A 24232-nucleotide genomic window follows, 5' to 3' on the forward strand; every position below is an offset into this window, starting at 1 on the left:
CAATCACCTCTTTTTTATGTTTAAAAAATGCTGAGCTCCCACTCCTGCGCCATATGTTTCAGCAGCATACCGCCAGTGAGGCTGTTGCCGTATTCGTCAATAGCAGGCCCGTAAATGCCGATACCACACCCGGATTGAAAAGGCTGTTCTCTTCTGGCACTTGGAGGAACGAGAGCCATGATGCCGCCGGAGACGCCGCTTTTGGCCGGCACGCCGACAAACGCCGCATACTTGCCTGAAGCGTTGTACATACCGCACGTCAGCATTAACGCCTTGGCCAATTTTGCCACGTCTTTAGGGATCACTTGCTGTTGGCGAATCGGATGATAGCCGTCATGGGCAAGGATCAGGCCGATCAATGCAATGTCTTCTGTCGTGCTCTCCATAGCGCATTGCTTCAAATACACCTCGAGTGTTTCTTCTACATCTGCTTCTAAAAAGTTTGTTTCTTTTAAATAGTAGGCCAGCGCCCTGTTGCGGTGGGCGGTTTCCCATTCAGACTGAAACACTTCCTCATGAATTTTCGGCCGTTTTCCTACCAAGGTTTCCATCACCGAGTAAAGAAACTCGAGCTTATCATGTGCCGATTCTCCGGGAAGAATCGAAGCGATAGTAAGGGCACCCGCGTTAATCATAGGATTAAACGGCTTTCCCGGCTTGTTGATTTCGAGCCGAATGATTGAATTAAAGGCGTCACCTGTCGGCTCGACATCTACACGGTCCAACACATAGGGAATGCCGCGGCTCATGCAGGCGGCGATAAAGCTGATCACTTTTGAAATGCTTTGCAGGGTAAAAGGGACGTTCCAATCGCCGGCATGTATCATCGTTCCGTCAGACTCCAATATACAAATGCCGAGCTGTGAGTCATTGACTTTTCCTAAAGCGGGGATATAGTTTGCACTTTGTCCATTGGCGGCAAAGGGACGATAGCGCTCCACCCAATCATGCAGCTGAGACGCTGTATCTATTTCTATTTGGGGCTCTTTTATCAATTCTTTCATCGAATTCCTCCTCACTGTTTTTCTTTTTTAGGACTGAGGTTTATCAAAACGAAGGCTGAAGGGGCATTAAACGCTTTCATAAAAGCCGAAGGTATATTTACTGTATAATGGCGACTACAGAATCATACAAAATACGACAAAAATGACTTGAAAATAAGCCGTAAGATTTATAAAAACCTCATGTTCTAGGCCAAAAGAAATTTGCAGGTTTCCTGCCAGTTCCCCAAAATAGAATCGAGGATGTGATTATCATAAAACTGAAGCGTTTCTTTGAAAAAGACGGATATATACTGGCTCTCATGCTGATTACGGTGCCGCTGGCTGGTGAACTGAAATTTTATCCTCTCAATGAAGAATTCAGGGTCAGCTTTGGCGCACCGGTTTTTTTCTTCTTTTTATTGTTGCTGAGGCATGTGCCTGCTGTGCTGCCGGGTTTTCTGACTGGAGCGGCGGTTTTCGTCTTTCGCGTCTTTCTGGAATTATGGGGCGGGGGACACAATGGACTGACTCCAATACTGTATGACCAAGCGTCTGGCTTTTTCTTTTATATGACTTACGCCTGTCTATTTTCCGTATTAAAGGCTAATCGTTTCTGTGAACGGCCCGTTATGCTCGGTTTTATCGGGTTTATGATTGAAATTGTGTCAGATTGTGTCGAGTTGGCCGTGCAGTTTCTCATTTTCCATACGGTTGTCACGCCTGCGAAAGTTACGGATATCGCGGTAATTGCGATTTCTCACACATTTATCGTAATGAGCTTTTATACTGTGCTGAAGCTGTATGAAACGCAGTCGAGAGAAAAACAAACAAGGCAGCAGCATGAGCACATGCTGATGATCGTTTCCAATTTATATGAGGAAACGGTGCATTTAAAAAAGACATTGAAAACGACAGAGAAAGTGACAAACGATTCGTATCAGCTCTATCGGGAAGTGAAGGGCAAGGATGATCATCTCAGCGGAAGAATTCTAAGGCTGGCCGGAGAAATTCATGAAGTGAAAAAGGACAACCAGCGAATATTCGCAGGGCTTTCAAAACTGATTTCTAATGAGAGCTTAAGAGATTATATGAGGGCTTCTGATTTGCTGCAGCTTGTGATTCGAATGAATGAAAAGTACGCTGAAGCACTAGGGAAACAGATTGATTTTCAATGCTCGATAGAAGGGGAGCATGACGATTATCACGTATTTATTGTGCTTTCGATTGTGAATAATCTAACGTCAAATGCGGTTGAAGCAATGGGAAAAGAGGGAATGATCAGCCTGAGGCTCCGTAAGCCAAATGAGAGTATGGTAGAATTCCAAGTGGAAGACAATGGTCCCGGTATTTCTGAAAAAATAGGAGACATTGTGTTTGACCCGGGCTTTACTTCAAAATATGACGAATTTGGCACGCCATCTACGGGAATCGGACTTTCCTACGTGAAGGAAATCGTGACTGAACTAGATGGGGATATTACGTTTGATAATCAGCAGCGGGGAGTGGTGTTTGCCATCAGGCTGCCTGTCCGGCATTTGATTCAGAAAGGATGAACCGAAAGCTATGCGTTTTTTTATCGCTGATGATGACCGTGCAGTACGGTCAATTTTAAGGCAGATCATTGAGGATGAGGATCTCGGGGAAGCTGCTGGTGAAGCGGACGACGGGAGCCAGGTGGAAGGGCATATGCTGCAATTCAAACAGATTGATATTTTATTAATTGATCTGTTAATGCCCGGGAGAGACGGCATTGAGACAATTCGCCAGCTCCACAATACGTACTCCGGCAAAATCGTGATGATCTCTCAAGTGGAAGCGAAGGAAATGGTCGGAGAAGCGTACTCGCTCGGCATCGAATATTTTATCCATAAGCCGATTAACCGCATTGAAATTGTGACGGTTCTTCAAAAGGTGAAGGAGCGGATCGAGCTTGAGCAATCGATTGGGGCTATTCAGCACTCTCTAAGCCGGCTTGTCAATCGGACTGAACAGAAAGCGCGTCCCCAGCAGCACAGTGACAAAGGCTTAAAAGAAGCAGGAACATTCCTGTTGTCCGAGCTGGGCATGATGGGGGAAGGCGGTGCACATGATCTCATGGCGGTGCTGCAGTATTTAGCAGAACATGAGCAATCTGAGCCTTATGATAAACATATCCCTTCGCTCAAACAGATCTTCACCCAAGTAGCAGAACGGAAGCTGGGGGCGGGTGCATCCGAAACGGAAGTCAATCGAGAAATAAAAGCCTCTGAGCAGCGCATCCGCAGAGCGATTATCCATTCACTGCACCATTTTGCTTCATTGGGCACAACTGATTTTTCAAATCCGAAATTTGAAACCTATGCATCGAAATTTTTTGATTTTCCGGTTGTCAGCCAGAAAATGAAAGAACTCCAATCCAAGGATGCAAAACCTCTCGCCCCTGCAAGAGTGAATATGAAAAAATTCATCCACGTGTTCTTTTTAGAAGCGAAGCTTTTGCACGAGACGATGAAACAAAGAAGGGTTTAAACCAAAACAGCCGGCTGTTCCGGCTGTTTTTTTGTTGCGCCAGAACCGCGGTGGGACAGCGATTCCCTGTTTTTTTATAAAATATTAGAAAATAAAGATATTGACTTATTGTTTATTTGTCTTACAATTAAACAAAAAGATATAGGGAAGGAGCGGATGCGAAACCAAACAATAAAGCGCTTTCAGTTAGGGGCTGTATAAACAAATAACAGGAGGTTATGTTGATGAGCCGTATGAGAAAAGCACCCGCTGGAATCTTAGGTTTTCCGGTTGCACCTTTTAACACACAAGGAAAACTGGAGGAAGAAGCTCTTTTTCAAAATATCGAGTTTTTGCTGGAAGAAGGCTTGGAAGCGATTTTTATCGCTTGCGGGTCTGGTGAATTTCAATCTCTCAGCCAGAAAGAATACGAGCAAATGGTAGAAGTCGCAATCTCAGCAGCCGGAGGAAAGGTTCCGGTTTACACAGGGGTGGGCGGTAACCTCAGCACAGCGCTTGAATGGGCGCAGCTGTCGGAGAAAAAAGGCGCCGACGGCTACTTGATCCTGCCTCCGTATTTGGTGCATGGCGAACAGGAGGGGCTGTATCAGTATGCGAAAACGATTATTGAAAGCACCGATCTCAATGCGATTCTTTATCAGCGCGATAATGCCATTCTCTCTCTTGAACAGATCAAGCGGCTGACCGAGTTTGAACAGCTTGTCGGTGTGAAGGACGGTGTGGGAAATATGGATATGAATATTAACCTCGTCTATACGCTTGGCGACCGTTTAGAATGGCTTAACGGAATGCCGATGGCTGAAGTGACGATGCCGGCTTACCTGCCGATCGGGTTTCACTCCTATTCTTCAGCGATTTCAAATTATATCCCGCATATTTCCCGAATGTTCTATGACGCATTGAAAAACGGAAATGACGAGCTGGTGAAGGAGCTCTATCAGCATGTGATTCTTCCGATCAACGACATTCGCAAACAACGAAAAGGATATGCCGTATCTTTAATTAAAGCGGGCATGGAGATCATGGGATTGAACGTGAGAAACACAGCCAGACCGCCTGTCGGCCCGGTTGAGAAAGAGCACTATCAGCAATTAGAAGCGATTTTGAAGCAGGCGGCTGACCGTTTTCCAAAAAAAGCCGCGTCGGTTTGATGAACATGAAACATGAAAGGGGAATGAGCATGTCTGTGATCACGGAACAAAACACGTATCTCAACTTTATTAATGGAGAGTGGGTTAAGTCTCAATCAGGCGATATGGTCAAGGTCGAAAACCCTGCGAATGTGAATGATATTGTCGGCTATGTACAGAATTCAACGACAGAAGATGTGGAACGGGCTGTCGCGGCTGCCAATGAAGCCAAAACGGCTTGGAGAAAGCTGACGGGAGCCGAGCGGGGCCAATTCTTATACAAAACAGCGGATATTATGGAGCAGCACTTAGAGGAAATCGCCGCCTGCGCAACGCGTGAGATGGGAAAAACACTGCCCGAAGCGAAAGGGGAAACAGCCCGCGGAATTGCGATTCTGCGCTATTACGCCGGAGAGGGCATGCGCAAAACGGGTGACGTTATTCCGTCTACTGACAAAGACGCGCTTATGTTCACCACCCGTGTTCCGCTCGGTGTGGTCGGCGTGATTTCTCCGTGGAACTTCCCGGTGGCGATTCCGATTTGGAAAATGGCACCGGCATTGGTATACGGCAATACCGTTGTCATCAAACCTGCGACAGAAACAGCCGTTACATGCGCAAAAATCATCGCCTGCTTTGAAGAAGCCGGGCTTCCTGCAGGAGTCATCAATTTGGTGACAGGCCCGGGTTCTGTTGTCGGACAGGGACTTGCTGAGCATGAAGGTGTAAACGCCATTACGTTTACTGGTTCAAATCAAGTCGGGAAAATCATCGGGCAAGCCGCTTTAGCGAGAGGAGCCAAATATCAGCTAGAAATGGGCGGCAAAAACCCTGTCATCGTAGCCAATGACGCTGACCTTGAAGCTGCGGCAGAAGCCGTCATTACGGGTGCCTTCCGTTCAACCGGCCAGAAGTGCACCGCGACAAGCCGCGTCATCGTGCAAAGCGGAATTTACGACCGTTTTAAAGAAAAACTGCTCCAGCACACAAAGGATATTACGATCGGAGACAGCTTAAAAGAGGATGTCTGGTTAGGACCGATTGCCAGCAAGAATCAGCTGGATAACTGCTTGTCGTTCATTGAGAAAGGCAAACAGGAGGGTGCTTCCCTTTTGATAGGAGGAGAAAAGCTGGAGGACGGCAAATATCAAAACGGCTATTATGTTCAGCCTGCCATTTTTGACAATGTGACATCTGAGATGACGATTGCCCAAGAAGAAATTTTCGGTCCGGTGATTGCCCTGATCAAGGTTGACTCGATGGAGGACGCGCTGGACATTGCCAATGATGTGAAGTTCGGCTTAAGCGCATCCATTTTCACACAAAACATCGGCCGAATGCTTTCATTTATTGACGGAATTGAAGCCGGGCTTGTCCGGATTAACGCGGAAAGTGCGGGTGTTGAGCTTCAGGCGCCTTTTGGCGGCATGAAGCAGTCGAGCTCCCACTCCCGTGAACAGGGTGAGGCAGCGAAGGACTTTTTCACTGCGATCAAAACCGTTTTTGTGAAGCCGTAATGATGCTGGAAAGAGGCGGACGTGTCTCTTTCCTAGCTTTATCACAGCCAGCATATGATTCTCTACTTTGAAAAGGAGAAGATACTATGAAAAAAGAATATGCGAATGTTTCACCGGCGGACAAAAAAACGTCTGTGCGCTGGTTCATCGTTTTTATGCTGTTTCTTGTGACCTCTATTAACTACGCGGATCGGGCGACGCTTTCCATCACGGGAGACTCTGTCCAGCACGATCTGGGATTGAACTCGGTCGCCATGGGATATGTCTTTTCTGCTTTTGGCTGGGCCTATGTCATCGGGCAGCTTCCGGGCGGCTGGCTGCTTGACCGGTTTGGTTCAAAGACTGTTATTGCATTAAGCATCTTTTTCTGGTCGTTTTTCACGCTGCTGCAAGGGGCGATTGGTTTTTTCACTGCCGGCACAGCGATTATCCTGCTGTTTGCACTGCGTTTTCTGGTCGGCTTGTCCGAAGCGCCTTCATTTCCCGGAAACGGCAGAGTTGTTGCCTCATGGTTCCCAAGCTCCGAGCGCGGGACAGCTTCAGCCTTTTTTAATTCAGCTCAATACTTCGCAATCGTCATTTTTTCTCCTTTAATGGGCTGGCTCACCCACTCTTTCGGCTGGCATTCTGTCTTCGTTGTCATGGGTGCCGCGGGCATTCTTCTGGCTGTTATCTGGCTAAAAACGGTGTATGAACCGAAAAAACATCCGAAGGTCAATGAAGCCGAGCTTGCGTACATCGAACAGGGTGGCGGCCTGATTTCCATGGATGACAGCAAAAGTAAGCAAGAAACGGAATCGAAATGGCCGTATATTAAACAGCTGTTAACGAACCGCATGCTGATTGGCGTGTACATCGCGCAATATTGTATTACGACTCTCACCTATTTCTTTCTTACATGGTTTCCGGTATATTTGGTTCAGGCCCGCGGCATGTCGATTCTTGAAGCAGGGTTTGTCGCTTCCCTTCCGGCGCTGTGCGGATTTGCCGGCGGCGTGCTTGGGGGCATTGTGTCAGATATCTTACTGAAAAAAGGCCGTTCGCTGACCTTTGCAAGAAAAGCGCCGATCATTCTCGGCATGCTGCTGTCTTGCAGTATGATTGTCTGTAACTATACAGATTCAGCGTGGCTCGTCGTCGTCATTATGTCACTTGCGTTTTTCGGAAAAGGCTTCGGCGCATTGGGCTGGGCTGTCGTGTCGGACACGTCTCCGAAAGAGTGTGCAGGATTAAGCGGCGGTTTGTTCAACACGTTCGGAAATATTGCCTCAATTACAACACCGATTATTATCGGCTACATCGTGAATGCGACAGGATCCTTTAATGGCGCGCTCGTGTTTGTCGGCGCTAACGCGGTTGCGGCGATTCTCAGCTATTTGCTGCTGGTCGGGCCGATCAAACGGGTCGTGTTAAAGAAACAAGAGCAGGACCCCGACCAGTCATTGCCTGTCTAATACTTATGAAAGCGCTTTATAAGAGGAGGAAAATAGATGAGTTCACCCATACAAGAGCAGGTTCAAAAAGAAAAGAGATCGAATATTCCTACAATTTGTGAGATGAAGGTGATCCCTGTTGCGGGACATGACAGCATGCTGCTGAATCTAAGCGGCGCACACAGCCCATTCTTCACCCGGAATATCGTGATATTAACCGATACAAGCGGAAATCAGGGAGTCGGGGAGGTGCCTGGCGGAGAACACATTCGCCGCACACTGGAGCTGGCTGTGCCGCTTGTAATCGGAAAGTCCATTGGCGCATACCAGTCGATATTGCAAGCGGTCAGAAAGCAGTTTGGCGATCAGGACAGGGGAGGACGCGGCATCCAGACGTTTGATTTGCGCACAACTGTTCATGCCGTCACAGCACTGGAAGCAGCTTTGTTAGATTTGCTCGGAACGTTTCTTCAGGAACCGGTCGCGGCATTGCTGGGCGAAGGGAAGCAGCGTGATGAAGTGAAAATGCTAGGCTACCTCTTTTACATCGGCGATCGAAAGCGGACGACTCTGCCGTACCAAAGCGATGAGCAGTCAGATTGTGGGTGGTTCCGTCTCCGCCATGAAGAAGCGCTGACCAAAGAGGCCATTGTACGTCTTGCTGAATCCGCGCAGGAGCGCTATGGCTTTCAGGATTTCAAGCTGAAAGGCGGGGTACTGCGGGGAGAGGATGAAATCGAAGCTGTCACTGCATTGGCGAAACGTTTTCCGGAGGCAAGGATTACTCTTGATCCGAACGGGGCATGGTCATTAGAGGAAGCGATTGCATTTTGCAAAGGAAAGCATGATGTGCTTGCATATGCAGAAGATCCGTGCGGGGATGAGAATGGCTACTCCGCCCGAGAAGTAATGGCTGAATTCCGCCGTGCGACAGGGCTTCCAACTGCGACAAATATGATTGCGACCGACTGGCGGGAAATGGGTCATGCGATCCAGCTTCATGCGGTGGATATTCCGCTGGCTGATCCTCATTTCTGGACGATGCAGGGTTCGGTGCGGGTTGCGCAAATGTGCCATGATTGGGGCTTGACATGGGGCTCCCACTCCAACAACCACTTTGATATCTCGCTTGCGATGTTTACCCATGTGGCAGCAGCGGCTCCGGGACGCATCACGGCGATTGATACCCATTGGATCTGGCAGGACGGGCAGCGTTTAACGAAACAGCCTTTTGAGATTTCTGATGGCTGCGTCAAGGTGCCGACTAAGCCTGGTCTTGGCGTTGACATTGATATGGAACAAGTGGAAAAAGCGCATGAACTCTATCGAAAAATGAATTTAGGCGCACGGAATGACGCGATCCCTATGCAGTATCTGATCAGGAATTGGGAGTTTGACCGGAAACGACCGTGTCTTGTGCGATAAGTTTGATTGCAAATATTGTCATACCGGCTATTTTGTCTTACAATTGAACAACTGAAGGGAGAGTTGTTCGTGTACGAAGGGTTAGAAGATTTGAAAGTCGATACAGTCAATCGGAAAACATTAGCCAAGCAGGTCATTGAACGGATTGTCCATTTATTGTCGAGCGGACAGTTAAAGGCTGGAGACAAATTGCCGACTGAAATGGAACTGATGGATATTTTGCATGTCAGCAGGCCGGTGCTTCGCGAGGCTTTGAGTTCACTTGAAACACTGGGCGTCATTACGAGAAAAACCCGCGGCGGTACGTATTTCAACGATAAAATAGGCATGCAGCCATTTTCCGTCATGCTTGCCTTGGCCACTGATAATCTTCCGGCTATCATTGAGGCGCGGATGGCGTTAGAACTCGGGCTTGTGACGATTGCCGCGGAAAAAATCAATGAGGATGAGCTTCAGCGTTTGCAGAAGACAATCGACGACATCGCCAGCAGCACTGACAATCTTTATGGTGAAGCAGATAAAGAATTCCATCGCATTATTGCATTAAGTGCCAATAACCCCGTTGTTGAAGGGATGATTCAGTCCCTCTTGATCACACATGCGAAAATTGATACTCAGATTCCGTACAGGGAGAGAGATGTAACGGTCGAATATCACAAAAAAATCTACGATGCTCTTGCGAAAAGAGACCCCTACAAAGCGCATTACCACATGTATGAGCATCTGAAATTTGTCCGTGACAAAATTTTAAAGGGCATGGATGAGATATAAATAATTGACAGCCGCAGTTGAAACGGATGAGCTGCGGCTTTTTTGAAACCGATTTAGAAAACGCTTACTATGATATGAGGAGTGATTTTCAGATGGCGATGAACCTCAGAAAGAACCAAGCGCCCCTTTACATCAAAGTGAATGAAAAAGATAACACGGCGATTATTGTTAATGACGGAGGACTGCCAAAGGGCACTGTTTTTTCATGCGGGCTCGTACTTGAAGAGGATGTCCCTCAAGGCCATAAGGTGGCCTTAACCGACCTGAATCAAGGAGATGAGATTGTGCGTTACGGGGAGGTAATTGGATTTGCCGATGAGACGATCAAACGCGGGAGCTGGGTAAGGGAAGCTCTCGTAAGAATGCCCGCTCCTCCGGCTTTAGACGATCTTCCTCTCGCGAACAGAGTGCCCAAACCGGTTCCACCTCTTGAAGGCTACACGTTTGAAGGGTATCGAAATGCGGACGGCAGTGCGGGGACGAAAAATATTCTCGGTATCACCACAAGTGTTCAATGTGTCGTTGGCGTTTTGGATTATGCAGTCAAAAGGATAAAAGAAGAGCTGCTGCCGAAATATCCAAATGTCGATGATGTCATACCGCTGCATCATCAATACGGCTGCGGTGTGGCGATCAATGCACCGGATGCCGTCATTCCCATTCGTACGATTCAAAATCTCGCGAAGCATCCGAATTTCGGCGGGGAAGTAATGGTGATCGGATTAGGATGTGAAAAGCTCCTTCCGGCAAGAATTGCTGCTGAGAATCAGGATGACATTCTGTCACTTCAGGATCACCAAGGTTTTGCGGCAATGATTCAGTCCATTTTGGATATGGCGGAAGAACGGTTAGTCAGGCTGAACAGCAGAACCCGTGTGACCTGCCCTGTTTCTGATCTTGTCATCGGCCTGCAATGCGGCGGCAGTGATGCGTTTTCCGGCGTGACAGCCAATCCTGCGGTGGGGTATGCCGCTGATTTATTGGTTCGCGCAGGTGCAACTGTTTTGTTTTCTGAGGTGACAGAGGTGCGGGATGCGATTCATTTATTAACGCCGCGGGCTGAGAGTGAAGAGATTGGACATTCGCTGATTGAAGAGATGAAATGGTATGACAGCTATCTCCGGCGGGGGGAAGCGGACCGAAGCGCGAACCCGTCACCAGGCAATAAAAAAGGCGGGTTATCCAATGTGGTGGAAAAAGCGTTAGGCTCGGTAGCGAAATCAGGCACAAGCCCTATCTCCGGCGTGCTCGGCCCAGGTGAAAAGGCGGAGCAAAAAGGTCTGCTGTTCGCGGCGACACCAGCAAGCGATTTCGTGTGCGGAACCCTTCAGCTGGCGGCAGGCATGAATCTGCAGGTTTTTACGACAGGAAGGGGAACACCGTACGGCTTGGCCGCTGCACCGGTGCTGAAAGTAGCGACACGACATTCATTATCAGAACATTGGGAGGACTTAATTGATATCAATGCCGGGCGAATCGCGACAGGAGAGGCAAGTATCGAAGATGTAGGCTGGGAAATCTTCAGGACGATTCTGGATGTGGCAAGCGGCCGCAAACAAACGTGGGCGGACCGTTGGGGCCTTCATAATGATTTGTGCTTGTTTAATCCTGCCCCAGTGACTTGATTCATTGTTCTAGCGAATCAGAAATGGAATATGATGAAAGTGATAACCAACAACCTACAAAGAACGGCCGCATATGGGCGGTAATGCAGGAACACATCTCAGAGATGCATCGCTGGAAGTTGCCAAGTTTGCTCCAGACACAGCAGGAGGAGCACATCAAAATGACGCTGGAAGCACTTGGGTAAAATCGGATTATGATTGACTTCTTTAAATTAACAGAGTATTATAAATCTTGTTAACAAAAGAACGGATCAACAATCGTGAGGAAGAGTAAGTACGCAGCAGTGTGGAGGTTCAGAGAGTCGGTGGCAGGTGTGAACCGGCCCTCCCCTGATGCCGAATGGGCTTCTGAATTGCTTTGCTGAACGGTTAGTAGGTGAAGCCGGGATTCTCTCCCCGTTACCAAGAGAGGAGTATCGAAACGGATGTTTTCTGTACTGAGAGTGAACAGCTGTATAGCTGTTAATAAAGGTGGTACCGCGAGACCCTCGTCCTTTGCATAGGACGGGGGTTTTTGTGTTTTCTAAAGGAGGTGACGGCCAATGGATGATGGCTGGTGGATGCATAATAAATCAATAGAAAAGGAGGATGTCAAATGGTCATAGCAACTGATGATTTAGAGGTCCCGTGCCCTGAATGTGATAGAACAGGAGAGAGCAAAGGGAAACCTTGTCCGGCATGCGGCGGGAAGGGTGTCATTCTGACTGCTCAAGGAAATACGCTGCTGCATTTTATACAAAAGCATTTGAACAAGTAAAGGAGAAAAGCTGAGCTGAGATGAGTTTAGAAGAGCAGAGTAAGATTCACAAACCCGCAGCAGGTACGGTTTTTTTGCTGATCGGGACGGTCTGTTTTGCGTCTAAATCGATTTGGATGAAATGGGCATATGAAATGGGTGCTAAGCCAGACGCGGTATTGTTATACAGACAGCTGTTTGCTGTTCCGCTGTTTTGGGTGATTTTTTGGTTATACCGTCCTACAATGCCGAACGGTATAAAAAAAGGAGACCGATGGAGAGCTTGTGCCGCAGGCGTGTTTTGTTTTTTTCTGTCCCCTTTGCTTGATTTTATTGGGCTGAACCATGTATCCGCAATGGTTGAACGTATATTACTGATGAGCTATCCGTTGTTTGTGTTAGGATTCACTGCGTGTCGTGACCGGAAAATGAATTCAATACAAGACCTTTTCGCAATGCTGGCAGTCATGTTTGGTCTTTTCCTTGCGCTGGGTGGCTGGGATACTGAACTCTTTCGGGCGAATAGGATTGGATCTGTATTCATTTTGTTATCCTCAGCCGTCTATGCTGGTTATCTTGTCCTTTCCGGGCCGCTCGTCCATCAAATCGGAAGTATCCGTCTTAATGCGTACGGGATGACAGCTGCCGGAGCGGCCATGATGCTTTACATAGGCATCAAATCGACAATCGGTATAAATATACCAATAGCAGCATATCCGCTTGCTCTATACGGTTTGTTTGTGTTAATCGCAGTCGTGACCACTGTGATTCCATTTGTGCTAATACTTGAAGGCATTAAGCGAATCGGAGCACAGCGAGCCGCCGCCATTTCAATGGCGGGGCCTGTCCTGACAATTTTTTTTGGGGCTTTATTTCTCGGTGAACAGCTCCAGCCTATTCAAGCCATTGGATGCGGTACTGTTTTCTTTGTCATTACAGGCATGGAATATCGAAAGCTAAAAACAGGAAAAAATAAATAATTTTTGTAAAACACACACGTTTTTCAATTACAATAAGTGTAATCACGTGTGTGTTTTTTGATTTTGCAAAGGTTAGGTGAGAAGATGCAGCGCATATTGCTTGTGGAGGACGACCATTCCATCAGTGAAATGGTTAATATGGCGGTTTTCGCTTTTGGCGCCGCTGGAACCAGTTTAGTTCCCATCTTTTTTGGGATGCGTAAACACTCGGTTCCGGCAACCATCATATCATCCGTAGTAATTGTGATGCTCATCAGTTCAACAAACCCTGGTTTCTCCATCTCGTCTGTTGTTTATATCCCATTAGCTTTGGCAGCTTTCGGGTTGATTTTTTCCTACATGGCGATCAGAAACGCGGACAAGCAGGATGCATAAACAAAGGCGCCCAATATGAATATGTAAAAAGGCCGATGCTGTCAGCACCGGCCCTCTCGTTATGAATCTGATCTTGTTTCAAGATAATGCTTCTTGCCAATCTCTTTGCTCATCATATAGAAATGGAAGCAATATTCACCGATTGCCATGGCGATCGCGCCGAATAAAGCCGCCAATGCAACTTCACCGCCAGTCATCCCCAAAGAAAGCGGCATGCCCATCAGCCAAATGACAAGGAAGGCCAAACCGAAATCGGCCAAAGTCGCAATCATATTATTCCATCTCGGCAATACATATAGATCGCCCAGCAAGTAAGAAATAATCCCTAACACAAGCGTCATTAAGAGCGTATCACCAAACGTGAAACCAAAGCCCAGACCTAGCACTAGATAAAGCACAATAATCGTCATAATACCTTTAATCGCGAGTGCTTTCACATGTGTCATTCCAAAGTTCCTCCTTCTATTATTTTGATTTGTTATGTATGATTCCTCAAATTGCTAAAGTTAAACCTATTATTGTGTTTTTTTACAGTCCATGTAGAGGGAGTGGTTGTTTATATGAAAGGAAAGATGCTCACAGTGCTTCTGCTATTTATGCTTTGCGGGGGAGGCTACAAACCTGTTGAAGAACCGGCATCATCTGCTCGATCACCTTTCCCACCTGATTCTGCAAATACCAAAGCCTACAATATTCATAAGGGTTTTATTGAAGCGGAGCGTAGATTCGGAACCAAGTTGTTTCAAAACATGTTAGATAAAGACGGATTAACGGACAATCTGCTGATCTCACCATACAGCTTACAGCAGGTGCTGATGATGGCTGCAAATGGAGCGGAGGGAGATACATTAAGGGAAATCAAAGCTGGCTTATATTTGTCCGACCTTGATGACAGTACCATAAATGAGTCATCGTACGCGCTCGTGAAAAGGTTTGAGTCTTTGTCTGAAGGTGATCTGCTGACGGCTAATGCCGTATGGTCAAGGCTTGAAGCCAAGCCAGACTTTAAACAAACAATTAAACAATTCTTCTCGGGCAGTGTCTTTCAAATTGATGGCAATATTCAGAGCGCTAAAAACTCGATTAATCAGTGGACGGCTCACCAAACGAAAGGGCATATTGACGACATCGCGGATCATGCTTCGCCGAAAGCTGTTTCCCTTTTGGTAAATACAGTCTATTTTCGAGAAAAGTGGGGGCTGCCGTTTGACCAGAATGTGACCGCTGATGAACATTTTTTTCTCCCTGACGGCTCTGCCAAAAAACAGCTGATGATGAAGCAGACTGAACGCCTTGCTTACTTAGAAAATGAACTGTTCCAAGCAGTCAAGCTTCCATATGAAGATCAACAACTTTCTTTCACTTTATTTCTGCCGAAGAAAAAGCCGGCTTCTTTCATGTCTCTTCTCACAAATCAAAACATAAAAGCATGGGACAGCGCATTTCAGCCAAAAACTGTGGAGCTGAGTATGCCCCGTTTTACACTGAAAGGGCAGTATAACGTAAAACGCGCTCTTTACGAAATGGGGATGAAACCCGTCTTTTCCGATGCCGACTTTTCCAGAATGTTTACTGAAGGCCGCGGTGTATCAATCGATAATGTAAATCACCACACATTTATCAAAGTGGATGAATCAGGAACCGAGGCCGCGGCTGCCTCGTCAGTGGAAATTGTTGAGTCTGCAATCGCGCCAGACCATACGTTGACGGCCAACCGCCCATTTTTCTTTGTTATCACAGATGAACAAACAACAAGCCTTTTATTTTTAGGCTATGTCGCAAATCCAAATGAATAAATTTAAATTCTCTCCTGTCCCTCCGTCATCACTTTTGAAGTACTAAAATATGATGAAAGGAGATCAAGGGGAGGTGACGTGATGGCGGTCGTGAAAGCAACGAGTGCGGATGTCGATTTGCTGGCAAGGCTGCTCAGAGCTGAAGCGGAAGGCGAAGGTAAGCAGGGGATGCTGCTTGTCGGCAACGTGGGAATTAATCGGCTGCGGGCGAATTGCTCAGATTTTAAAGGCCTCCGTACTATCAGGCAGATGATTTATCAGCCGCACGCGTTTGAGGCAGTGACGCACGGATATTTTTACCAAAGGGCGCGAGATAGCGAGCGTGCCCTTGCACGCCGGTCAATTAACGGTGAAAGGCGCTGGCCTGCAAAATTTAGTTTGTGGTACTTCAGGCCGGAGGGAAACTGTCCGCCCCAGTGGTATAACCAGCCATTTGTGGCCAGATACAAGTCACACTGCTTTTATCAGCCGACGGGGGAAACGTGTGAAAATGTATATAACACTTTTTAAAGACAGGGCGCCGTTCAAATTGAACGGTGTTTTTCATTGATCCTGCTTACTGAATGGCCATTTGGCTGAAAGAAGCCAAGGAAAAATGGATTGTGTAAGAGAAGAAGAGCCTCATCCTGAAAAGCCGTAAAGAATAAACTTTTTCAGCAGATTATTTTCCAAATAACCGATTGCACTGAGTCATTCTGCGAAATGGCTCGGTGTTTTTGTTTTTTTAAGATCGTGTGAAGAAAAATAGTCCGAATGGGCGGCTTGCAAACGACAGGATATGCAGAAAACGCGCCATTTAGTCAGCTTTCGGCACGTATCAGCGGCAGAATTGTGAATGAAGACCTGTTTCTGAAGTTCAGTGCTTACAATCGGTTCACACTTCTTCACAGCCGTTTAACAATGATTTTCTATAATGGAGGCGATCAATGAGAAGAGAGGGGATCACGAATGGCATACGACAATCGTTTTGATGAATGGGTACAGAAACTGAAAGAGGAAAGCTTTCAAAACAATACGTTTGACCGCCGCAAATTTATTCAAGGAGCGGGGAAGATTGCAGGACTTTCTCTTGGGCTGACCATTGCTCAATCAGTTGGTGCATTTGAAGTAAATGCCGCGCCTAAGTTCTCGAGCTATCCGTTTACGTTAGGGGTTGCGTCTGGAGATCCGCTTTCTGACAGTGTCGTGCTGTGGACGCGCCTGGCACCAGATCCGCTCAACGGTGGGGGAATGCCGAATCAGGCGGTGCCTGTCAAATGGGAAGTCGCAAAGGATGAGCATTTCCGCAAGATTGTGAGAAAGGGCACTGAAATGGCCAAACCGAATCTCGCTCACTCAATTCATGTGGAAGCGGACGGGCTTGAGCCGAACAAAGTGTACTATTACCGTTTCAAAACCGGACATGAACTAAGCCCTGTCGGAAAAACAAAAACGCTGCCTGCCCCTGGCGTCAATGTGCCGCAAATGACCTTTGCGTTCGCTTCCTGTCAGCAATATGAGCATGGATATTATACGGCCTACAAGCATATGGCGAAGGAAAAGCTTGATTTAGTCTTCCATCTCGGTGATTACATATATGAGCATGGTCCAAATGAATATGTATCAAAAACAGGCAATGTCCGCACGCACAACAGCGCAGAAATCATTACGCTGCAAGACTATCGGAACCGCCATGCCCAATACCGTTCTGACGCCAATCTAAAAGCTGCCCATGCGGCGTTCCCTTGGGTTGTGACGTGGGATGACCATGAAGTCGAAAACAACTATGCCAATAAAATACCGGAAAAAGGACAATCAGTTGAAGCATTTGTACTCCGCCGTGCGGCAGCGTATCAGGCGTACTATGAGCATATGCCGCTCCGCATCTCCTCTCTGCCGAATGGACCGGATATGCAGCTGTATCGGCACTTTACGTATGGAAACCTAGCGTCCTTCAATGTGCTTGATACACGCCAGTACAGGGACGACCAAGCCAATAACGACGGTAATAAGCCGCCTTCTGATGAATCGCGCAATCCGAATCGGACCCTGTTAGGAACAGAACAGGAACAGTGGCTCTTCAACAATTTGAGCAGCTCGACAGCCCACTGGAATGTGCTGGCGCAGCAGATTTTCTTTGCGAAGTGGAATTTCGGGACAAGCACAAGCCCGATCTACAGCATGGATTCGTGGGATGGCTACCCTGCTCAGCGCGAACGGGTTATCAATTTCATTAAAGGTAAAAATCTGAATAACGTTGTCGTGCTGACAGGTGATGTACACGCAAGCTGGGCATCGAATTTGCATGTTGACTTTGAGAAGACAAGTTCAAAAATCTTCGGAGCTGAATTTGTCGGAACCTCGATCACCTCTGGAGGAAACGGCGCGGATAAACGGGCGGACACAGACAAAATTTTAAAGGAAAATCCGCATATCAAGTTCTTTAATGACTATCGCGGATATGTCCGCTGCACAGTGACGCCTCACCAGTGGAAAGCTGATTATCGCGTGATGCCGTTTGTGACAGAACCTGGCGCCGCCATTTCGACACGGGCTTCATTCGTCTATGAAAAAGACCAAACAGGGTTGAGAAAGGTTTCATCCACAACGATTCAAGGTGGGGTGAAGCAGTCCAATGAGGTTGAAGAGGATCGTTTCATTGCACACAATAAAGCCCACGAAAAACAAATGATGAAGAAACGGGCAAAAATTACGAATTAAGGAGTGAAAAAACATGTTTTCAAACATTGGTATACCAGGCTTGATTCTGATCTTTGTCATCGCCCTCATTATTTTTGGCCCTTCCAAGCTGCCGGAAATCGGGCGTGCCGCCGGACGGACACTGCTGGAATTTAAAAGCGCCACAAAATCACTTGTGTCTGGTGATGAAAAAGAAGAAAAATCAGCTGAGCTGACAGCGGTAAAGCAGGACAAAAACGCGGGCTGAGTGCTGATGAGGCAGACACCGGGTCTGCCTCTTTTTTTATGAAAGGGAGGGCTTTTTTGAATGGATAAAAAAGAAACCCATCTAATCGGGCATTTAGAAGAGCTTCGCCGCCGGATTATTATAACTCTCGCGGCATTTCTTCTATTTCTCATCACGGCTTTTTTGTTCGTGCAAGACATTTATGACTGGCTGATCAAGGATTTGGACGGAAAGCTGGCTGTGCTTGGCCCGAGTGAAATCCTTTGGGTGTATATGATGCTTGCCGGCATTTGTGCCATTGCGGCTTCCATCCCTGTTGCCGCGTACCAGCTGTGGCGTTTCGTTGCCCCGGCGCTCACAAAAACGGAGCGCAAGGTGACGCTCATGTACATACCCGGGTTATTTGCATTATTTTTGGCTGGCATCTCTTTCGGATATTTTGTCTTGTTTCCGATCGTGCTCAGCTTTTTGACTCATTTGTCTGCCGGCCATTTTGAAACAATGTTTACGGCTGACCGCTATTTCAGGTTTATGGTGAATTTGAGCCTGCCGTTTGGTTTTCTGTTTGAAATGCCTTTAGTGGTGATGTTTTTAACAAGGCTGGGCGTCCTAAATCCCTATCGGCTGGCCAAAGCGAGAAAACTGTCCTATTTTCTGCTGATCGTTGTGTCTGTATTAATCACACCACCTGATTTCATTTCTGATTTTCTCGTCATGATCCCATTGCTTGTCCTGTTTGAAGTAAGTGTCACCCTATCAGCGTTTGTCTACAAAAAGAGACTGACAAGCGAAACGGCGGCAGCTTAGTGCAGTGTACCGCCCGGTGTCTTCAAATCCTCATCATATTGTGCGGCCGTAACAGCGGCGATTCTCAATGCCCGGACAATCGTGTCCAGGCTGAGGCTCGGCGCTGTTTTGTCGATTGTTTGCTCTGGGATGAAAGGAATATGAATAAACCCGCCGCGAATGTGCGGGGCTGTCCGGCTAATGTGATCCATTAATCCGTAGAACAAATAGTTGCATACAAATGTGCCCGCTGTATAAGAAACCGCGGCTGGAATTCCGTTTTCCTTCATCTTTGCAGTCATTCGTTTCACGGGAAGTCCCGTCCAGTAAGCGGCGGGCCCTCTTGGAGAAATCTCTTCATCAATCGGCTGATGTCCTTCGTTATCGGGGATGCGCGCATCTGAAAGATTGATTGCCACTCGTTCCGGCGTAATCTGCATCCGCCCTCCGGCTTGGCCGACACAGATCACGATATCCGGCTGATGCTTCTGAATGGCTTGCCGCAAAGTGTCCAGAGCGGTTCTAAAGACAGTCGGAATTTGCTCTGCTTTAATGATTGCTTCATCCGTCTCTAAGCCATTCAGCTGTTTTGCCGCTTCCCATGATGGATTGACGGTTTCTTTGTCAAAAGGGTCAAAGCCTGTGATCAACACTTTTTTTCTCATCTTCCCATCTCCTTTTTCCTTTTATACTATTGTTTATTTTTGGGTTTTTCATCAAAATAATGAAAAGGAGTGAATCACAATGGAGCATTTGCCGCAGCAGTATCGCCAGCTGTTCCCAACTGTGCAGACACATACGATGCTTGCCAGCTGTTCTCAGAGCGCGTTGGCAGAGCCTGTATCAAGGGCGATCAGAGACTATCATGACAGCCTGCTGCATAGGGGGACGAACTGGAATGAAGCGATCGAAAAAACAGAGAGTGCGAGAAATGAGTTTGCAAAGCTGATAGGAGCTGAACCGGATGAAATTGCGATTGTGCCGTCAGTTTCTGATGCGCTTGTTTCGTAGCATCGTCCTTATCTGTTTTTGGAAAGAAGCATGTTGTGTATACAGAGATGGATTTTCCGGCAGTATCTCAAGTTTGGCAGGCACAATCCGATTATACCGTATCCGTCATTCCATCAATAGACGGTGGGCTGCCGCTTGAACAATATGAAACATATATTATGGATGAAACAGTGCTGACATGTGTTCCGCACGTTCATTATCGGGACGGCTTTGTCCAGGATGTAAAAGCAATCGCTGAGATTACTCATAGAAAGGGTTCTTTGGTATTTGTGGATGCATATCAATCAGCGGGGCACATTCCCATTGATGTAAAAGAGTGGGGTGTTGATATGCTGGCGGCAGGCACCCGGAAGTATTTGCTTGGCATACCGGGAATGGCGTTTCTTTATGCGAGAAAGGAGCTGGCGGATGCACTGAAGCCGAAAACATCAGCTTGGTTTGGCCGGGAGAGCGGGTTTGATGCGGCTTATGCGAAAGGGGCACGTCGTTTTCAAACAGGCACTCCTGCTTTTGTCAGCATTTACGCAGCGGCAGCGGCTTTATCCCTGTTAAATCATATTGGCGTTTCTCATATCCGGGATCATGTGAAAACGATCTGTGCCGAGGCATGTCAATATGCTGCTGAAAAAGGCCTGCAGCTGGCGGCACCAGCAGGAGAGCAGCCGGGCATGGTTGCGGTCTGGGATGAGCGGGCATCGGAAACGGCGGCGCTGCTGAAGAAGAAAAAAGTGATTTGCGCGCCGCGGGGCACTGCCATCCGTCTTGCTCCTCACTTTTACAACACGAAGGATGAATTGCGTCATGCGATTGATGAAATCGCGCTCCGTATGTAAACATAAAAAAGCCCCTGAACACATTGTCAGGGGCTTTTCATATTAATGATCTACTTTAACTCGCTTCAAGAAGAAAGCGCCAATTAAACCGATAACAGCAACAATCATCGCAAACACAAACGCGTGCTGCACGCCCGCTGTCAAAGCCTGCGGGATGACTGCCGGATCGGCAGGATTTTTGGCTGTGCTCATATAATCATGCTGGCCTGCAGCCATAATGCTGACCGCAACCGCTGTTCCGATAGCGCCGGCCATTTGCTGGAGCGTGTTCATAATGGCGGTGCCGTCTGGATAAAACTCGCGCGGAAGTTGGTTTAAACCATTTGTCTGCGCAGGCATCATAATCATAGAGATCCCAATCATCAAGCAGGTGTGCAAGATGATAATCATCACAGCCGTTGAAGTGGTTGTGACGTTTGAGAAGAGCCAAAGGACAACAGTAACAATCACAAATCCCGGAATCACAAGCCATTTCGGCCCGTATTTGTCGAACAGACGGCCTGTAACAGGAGACATTAAACCGTTTAAAATGCCGCCCGGCAAGAGAATGAGACCAGCAGCAAATGCCGTCAGGACTAAGCCGCCTTGCAGATACATCGGCAGAAGCAGCATAGATGACAGGATGACCATCATGCAAATGAACACCATGAGCACGCCCAAAATAAACATCGGGTATTTGAACGCACGGAGGTTCATCATCGGCTGCTTCATCGTGAGCTGGCGGATTGAAAATAGGATAAGACCGACAACGCCGACAATCAGTGAGACGATAACAGTCGGGCTGGACCATCCGCCAGAGCCTTCACCCGCGTTGCTGAATCCGAACACAATGCCGCCGAAGCCAATCGTCGACAGGATGATAGACAATACATCAATTTTCGGCTTTGTAATCTCAGATACATTTTGCATGTATACCATACCGAAAACAAGTGCCAGCACAAGGAACGGAAGAGAGATCCAGAAAATCCAGTGCCAGTTGAGATGCTCCAGAACCAATCCGGAGAAAGTCGGGCCGATGGCGGGCGCAAACATAATGACAAGCCCGATCGTCCCCATCGCCGCGCCTCGTTTATGCGGCGGGAAAATCACCAAAATCGTGTTAAACATCAGCGGCAGTAAAAGCCCCGTCCCAATAGCCTGAACGATTCTCGCCGCTAATAAAAACGGAAAGCTTGGCGCAAGCGCCGCAATTAAGGTGCCTAAAATTGAAAAGATAAGTGATACGGTAAAAAGCTGTCTTGTTGTGAACCACTGCAATAGCAATCCTGATACAGGAACGAGGATACCGAGTACAAGCAGGTAGCCCGTCGTTAACCATTGAACGGTTGCCGCTGTAATGTTCAATTCCTTCATAAGATCAGTTAAAGCGATATTCAGCGCTGTTTCACTGAACATGCCGATAAAACCGGCCAACAGCAAGGAAATCATAATCGGCATCACTTTGTATTGCTGAGATGCTTTAGCTGCTGTTTCCAAAAGTCATTTCCCCTCTCTATTACGAACGTAGTATAAGTATGTCTTATTTTTATCTCTTCAGCAGGTCAGGAATGCAGCTGGAGATATGAAGAAGCGGTGTGCTGTTTTTTGCCGTCAAAGATAAAAGAATACCGCCTTCAATCATGGCGTTAATCACAGTGCTGACTTCCTTAGCATGGCTTTCACTGCAGCCTGCAAGCCGCAGTTTTTCCTCATACACAGAGGCCCACTCTTTGTAGGCTTCATGGCAGGCTTCCCGCAACGGTTCGCTTTCCAATGACGTCTCAGCCGCAAGCAAGCCGACAGGCAAGCCTTCAATGTCTTCTGCACATGAAAATTGGCAGGAGACCTCCTTCAAAAAGGCTTGAATGCCTTCCGCTGGATCGGTGTAGGCTTCCATGCAGTCCGAGATTTTCTGGCGGATATATTCCTTCATCTCATTCACCGCTTCGATCGCCAGCTGTTCTTTGCCGCCGGGAAAGTGGTAGTACAAAGAGCCTTTAGGCGCGCCGCTTTCCTTAATAATCTGGTTCAGCCCCGTGCCGTAATATCCCTGCAGCTGAAATAGCCTGGTTGCAGCTGAAAGAATTTTCTCACGGGAATCTCCATAACTCATAACATTCCCACCTTACTGAATTGCAATCAAAAATATAGTGACTGGTCTATTATCTTGATTCGACCATCGGTTGTCAAGAAAAATTGACTGATGAAAAACAGAAAAGCATTCATAGGGAAGGACTCTGGATCTTTGGCTTTCTTTTTCCTTGAATTGCAAGTCAAATATATTTCAGCATCAAATTTTATTTTAATATTGGTCTTTCACCAAGATATTTTAGCTATATTCTTCCTTTATCTTTTTATTAGCCACAGGATATTTCACGGCATTCACTAAACCCAAAGACTAAATATAACGAAATAAAATAGGGGGAAAGGATGACTCCATTTCTTTTTTTTTTGCCTTTTCCAGCCCGAACAAAATATTCATTAATAATTTCGCTGTCTATCTAGTTTTTTCTTAGTTCAATCCAAAACAAAAACTAGGAAAAGTAATGCGAAATCTATGTTTCCTAGAGAAAATGTTGCGCCAAAACTTAATTATTATACTTGCTAGTTCAACACCGTAAAATAATCAAAAACTAATCAAGATCGTTTGGATGGACAAAAAACGCCTTTAACCTTAAAATTTCTTTAAAATAAGTAAAAATTACCCTTTACTTAATTAATTTGGTAATGTAATATAATTTACGAATTTGTTACAAAAAAGGAGGATATTATGAAATTTGTAAAAAGTAAGTTTATTGCACTTGTAACAGTTTTGGTGCTGTCAGTCACGTCGTTGTTTGCGATGCAGCCGCCAGCAAAAGCCGCGGAACACAATCCAGTTGTTATGGTACATGGTATTGGAGGAGCATCATTCAATTTTATGAGTATTAAGAGCTATCTCGCATCTCAAGGCTGGTCGCGGGACAAGCTGTATGCAGTGGACTTTTGGGACAAGACAGGCGCAAATTATAACAATGGCCCGGTATTATCAAAATTTGTGAAAAAGGTTTTGGATGAAACGGGTGCGAAAAAAGTGGATATTGTCGCTCACAGCATGGGGGGCGCGAACACACTTTACTACATAAAAAATCTGGACGGCGGAGATAAAATTGGAAACGTCGTAACGCTTGGCGGCGCGAATCGTTTGACGACAAACAAGGCGCTCCCAGGAACAGATCCAAATCAAAAGATTTTATACACTTCCATTTACAGCAGTGCCGATATGATTGTCATGAATTATTTATCAAAATTAGACGGTGCCAAAAATGTTCAAATCCATGGTGTAGGCCACATCGGTTTATTGTCAAATAGCCAAGTGAACAGCCTGATTAAAGAAGGATTGAACGGCGGAGGCCAAAATACGAATTAACGAGAAACATAACCTTGAAGAATTCTATTC

The 24232-nt window shown here is 46.8% G+C and carries 22 protein-coding genes, 4 pseudogenes and 1 other annotated feature; of the genes and pseudogenes, 20 read left to right on the forward strand and 6 right to left on the reverse strand.

The window, feature by feature from the left end:
• Positions 1–20: 20 nt before the first annotated feature.
• Positions 21–1004, reverse strand: coding sequence for a glutaminase (locus MOF34_RS17890; RefSeq protein ID WP_268401169.1), 984 nt, complete (start codon positions 1002–1004; stop codon positions 21–23).
• A gap of 299 nt (positions 1005–1303) precedes the next feature.
• Between MOF34_RS17890 and glnK the strand changes: the two genes are divergently transcribed.
• From glnK to MOF34_RS17950, 12 genes and pseudogenes are all read left to right on the forward strand, one after another.
• The gene (gene glnK / locus MOF34_RS17895) at positions 1304–2536 is read left to right on the forward strand and encodes a two-component system sensor histidine kinase GlnK (RefSeq protein ID WP_268401213.1); all 1233 of its coding nucleotides are present in this window, start codon (positions 1304–1306) and stop codon (positions 2534–2536) included.
• Positions 2537–2546: 10 nt separating this feature from the next.
• Positions 2547–3491, forward strand: coding sequence for a glutamine utilization two-component system response regulator GlnL (glnL, locus tag MOF34_RS17900; protein WP_268401170.1), 945 nt, complete (start codon positions 2547–2549; stop codon positions 3489–3491).
• A gap of 224 nt (positions 3492–3715) precedes the next feature.
• Positions 3716–4642 (forward strand): 5-dehydro-4-deoxyglucarate dehydratase, encoded by a 927-nt coding sequence (gene kdgD / locus MOF34_RS17905; RefSeq protein WP_268401171.1) that lies wholly within the window; start codon positions 3716–3718, stop codon positions 4640–4642.
• A 29-nt stretch (positions 4643–4671) separates the two neighbouring features.
• Complete coding sequence (gucD, locus tag MOF34_RS17910; RefSeq protein ID WP_019713198.1) at positions 4672–6138, forward strand: alpha-ketoglutaric semialdehyde dehydrogenase GucD; 1467 nt, start codon at positions 4672–4674, stop codon at positions 6136–6138.
• An 86-nt stretch (positions 6139–6224) separates the two neighbouring features.
• Positions 6225–7592, forward strand: a complete 1368-nt coding sequence (gene gudP, locus MOF34_RS17915) for a glucarate transporter GudP (RefSeq protein ID WP_268401173.1) — start codon at positions 6225–6227, stop codon at positions 7590–7592.
• 36 nt (positions 7593–7628) lie between these two features.
• Entirely contained in the window at positions 7629–8996 is a 1368-nt protein-coding gene (gene gudD / locus MOF34_RS17920; RefSeq protein WP_268401175.1) for a glucarate dehydratase, read from the forward strand.
• 69 nt (positions 8997–9065) lie between these two features.
• Positions 9066–9767, forward strand: coding sequence for a FadR/GntR family transcriptional regulator (locus MOF34_RS17925; RefSeq protein ID WP_268401176.1), 702 nt, complete (start codon positions 9066–9068; stop codon positions 9765–9767).
• Between the two features lie 92 nt (positions 9768–9859).
• Positions 9860–11392, forward strand: coding sequence for a galactarate dehydratase (garD, locus tag MOF34_RS17930; protein ID WP_268401177.1), 1533 nt, complete (start codon positions 9860–9862; stop codon positions 11390–11392).
• A gap of 65 nt (positions 11393–11457) precedes the next feature.
• Positions 11458–11577: pseudogene (locus MOF34_RS20905) on the forward strand (hypothetical protein); the annotation flags it as partial.
• Positions 11578–11643: 66 nt separating this feature from the next.
• Positions 11644–11891, forward strand: a binding site (T-box leader).
• 96 nt (positions 11892–11987) lie between these two features.
• Complete coding sequence (locus tag MOF34_RS17940; protein ID WP_268401178.1) at positions 11988–12149, forward strand: tryptophan RNA-binding attenuation protein; 162 nt, start codon at positions 11988–11990, stop codon at positions 12147–12149.
• A 20-nt stretch (positions 12150–12169) separates the two neighbouring features.
• Complete coding sequence (locus MOF34_RS17945; protein ID WP_268401179.1) at positions 12170–13108, forward strand: DMT family transporter; 939 nt, start codon at positions 12170–12172, stop codon at positions 13106–13108.
• Between the two features lie 126 nt (positions 13109–13234).
• A pseudogene (locus tag MOF34_RS17950) lies at positions 13235–13483 on the forward strand (ABC transporter permease); the annotation flags it as partial.
• Here MOF34_RS17950 and MOF34_RS17955 read toward each other — a convergent pair.
• Together MOF34_RS17955 and MOF34_RS17960 are read right to left on the reverse strand one after the other, a co-directional pair.
• Positions 13444–13583: pseudogene (locus MOF34_RS17955) on the reverse strand (hypothetical protein). The pseudogenes MOF34_RS17950 and MOF34_RS17955 sit on opposite strands and share 40 nt — an antisense overlap.
• The gene (locus MOF34_RS17960) at positions 13543–13929 is read right to left on the reverse strand and encodes a YndM family protein (RefSeq protein ID WP_019713206.1); all 387 of its coding nucleotides are present in this window, start codon (positions 13927–13929) and stop codon (positions 13543–13545) included. The pseudogene MOF34_RS17955 and the gene MOF34_RS17960 overlap by 41 nt, the downstream one beginning before the upstream one ends.
• 114 nt (positions 13930–14043) lie before the next feature.
• On the opposite strand from MOF34_RS17960, the gene MOF34_RS17965 reads away from it, so the two are divergent.
• The 6 genes from MOF34_RS17965 (at position 14044) to tatC (ending at position 18991) form a co-directional block, all read left to right on the forward strand.
• Entirely contained in the window at positions 14044–15279 is a 1236-nt protein-coding gene (locus MOF34_RS17965; RefSeq protein WP_268401180.1) for a serpin family protein, read from the forward strand.
• An 81-nt stretch (positions 15280–15360) separates the two neighbouring features.
• A complete protein-coding gene (cwlJ, locus tag MOF34_RS17970; protein ID WP_019713208.1) occupies positions 15361–15789 on the forward strand; it encodes a cell wall hydrolase CwlJ in 429 nt (142 codons plus the stop codon).
• Positions 15790–16032: 243 nt separating this feature from the next.
• On the forward strand, positions 16033–16209 hold the full coding sequence (locus tag MOF34_RS17975; RefSeq protein WP_268401181.1) for a hypothetical protein: 177 nt from the start codon (positions 16033–16035) through the stop codon (positions 16207–16209).
• 18 nt (positions 16210–16227) lie between these two features.
• Positions 16228–17979, forward strand: coding sequence for an alkaline phosphatase PhoD (gene phoD, locus MOF34_RS17980; RefSeq protein ID WP_268401182.1), 1752 nt, complete (start codon positions 16228–16230; stop codon positions 17977–17979).
• Positions 17980–17992: 13 nt separating this feature from the next.
• Positions 17993–18205 carry a sec-independent protein translocase protein TatAD gene (gene tatAD, locus MOF34_RS17985; RefSeq protein WP_003223835.1) on the forward strand — a complete coding sequence of 71 codons (213 nt, stop codon included), beginning with the start codon at positions 17993–17995 and terminating at the stop codon, positions 18203–18205.
• Between the two features lie 60 nt (positions 18206–18265).
• A complete protein-coding gene (tatC, locus tag MOF34_RS17990; protein ID WP_019713212.1) occupies positions 18266–18991 on the forward strand; it encodes a twin-arginine translocase subunit TatC in 726 nt (241 codons plus the stop codon).
• Here the strand turns inward: tatC and pcp are convergent.
• Positions 18988–19635: a pyroglutamyl-peptidase I gene (pcp, locus tag MOF34_RS17995; protein ID WP_268401183.1), complete on the reverse strand. Its 648-nt coding sequence runs from the start codon at positions 19633–19635 to the stop codon at positions 18988–18990. The genes tatC and pcp overlap by 4 nt on opposite strands.
• Positions 19636–19714: 79 nt before the next feature.
• Here pcp and MOF34_RS18000 point away from each other — a divergent pair.
• Positions 19715–20814: pseudogene (locus MOF34_RS18000) on the forward strand (aminotransferase class V-fold PLP-dependent enzyme).
• A 42-nt stretch (positions 20815–20856) separates the two neighbouring features.
• Here MOF34_RS18000 and lmr(B) read toward each other — a convergent pair.
• Both lmr(B) and lmrA read right to left on the reverse strand, forming a co-directional pair.
• Positions 20857–22290, reverse strand: a complete 1434-nt coding sequence (gene lmr(B), locus MOF34_RS18005) for a lincomycin efflux MFS transporter Lmr(B) (RefSeq protein ID WP_019713215.1) — start codon at positions 22288–22290, stop codon at positions 20857–20859.
• Positions 22291–22339: 49 nt separating this feature from the next.
• Positions 22340–22906 carry a transcriptional regulator LmrA gene (gene lmrA, locus MOF34_RS18010; RefSeq protein WP_019713216.1) on the reverse strand — a complete coding sequence of 189 codons (567 nt, stop codon included), beginning with the start codon at positions 22904–22906 and terminating at the stop codon, positions 22340–22342.
• A 657-nt stretch (positions 22907–23563) separates the two neighbouring features.
• Here lmrA and MOF34_RS18015 point away from each other — a divergent pair.
• Positions 23564–24202, forward strand: a complete 639-nt coding sequence (locus MOF34_RS18015; protein ID WP_268401184.1) for an esterase/lipase family protein — start codon at positions 23564–23566, stop codon at positions 24200–24202.
• The last annotated feature ends 30 nt before the right edge of the window (positions 24203–24232 follow it).

It is taken from the genome of Bacillus sp. T17B1, assembly GCF_026796395.1.
In the GTDB taxonomy this organism is placed as follows: Bacteria; Bacillota; Bacilli; order Bacillales; family Bacillaceae; genus Bacillus; species Bacillus spizizenii_A.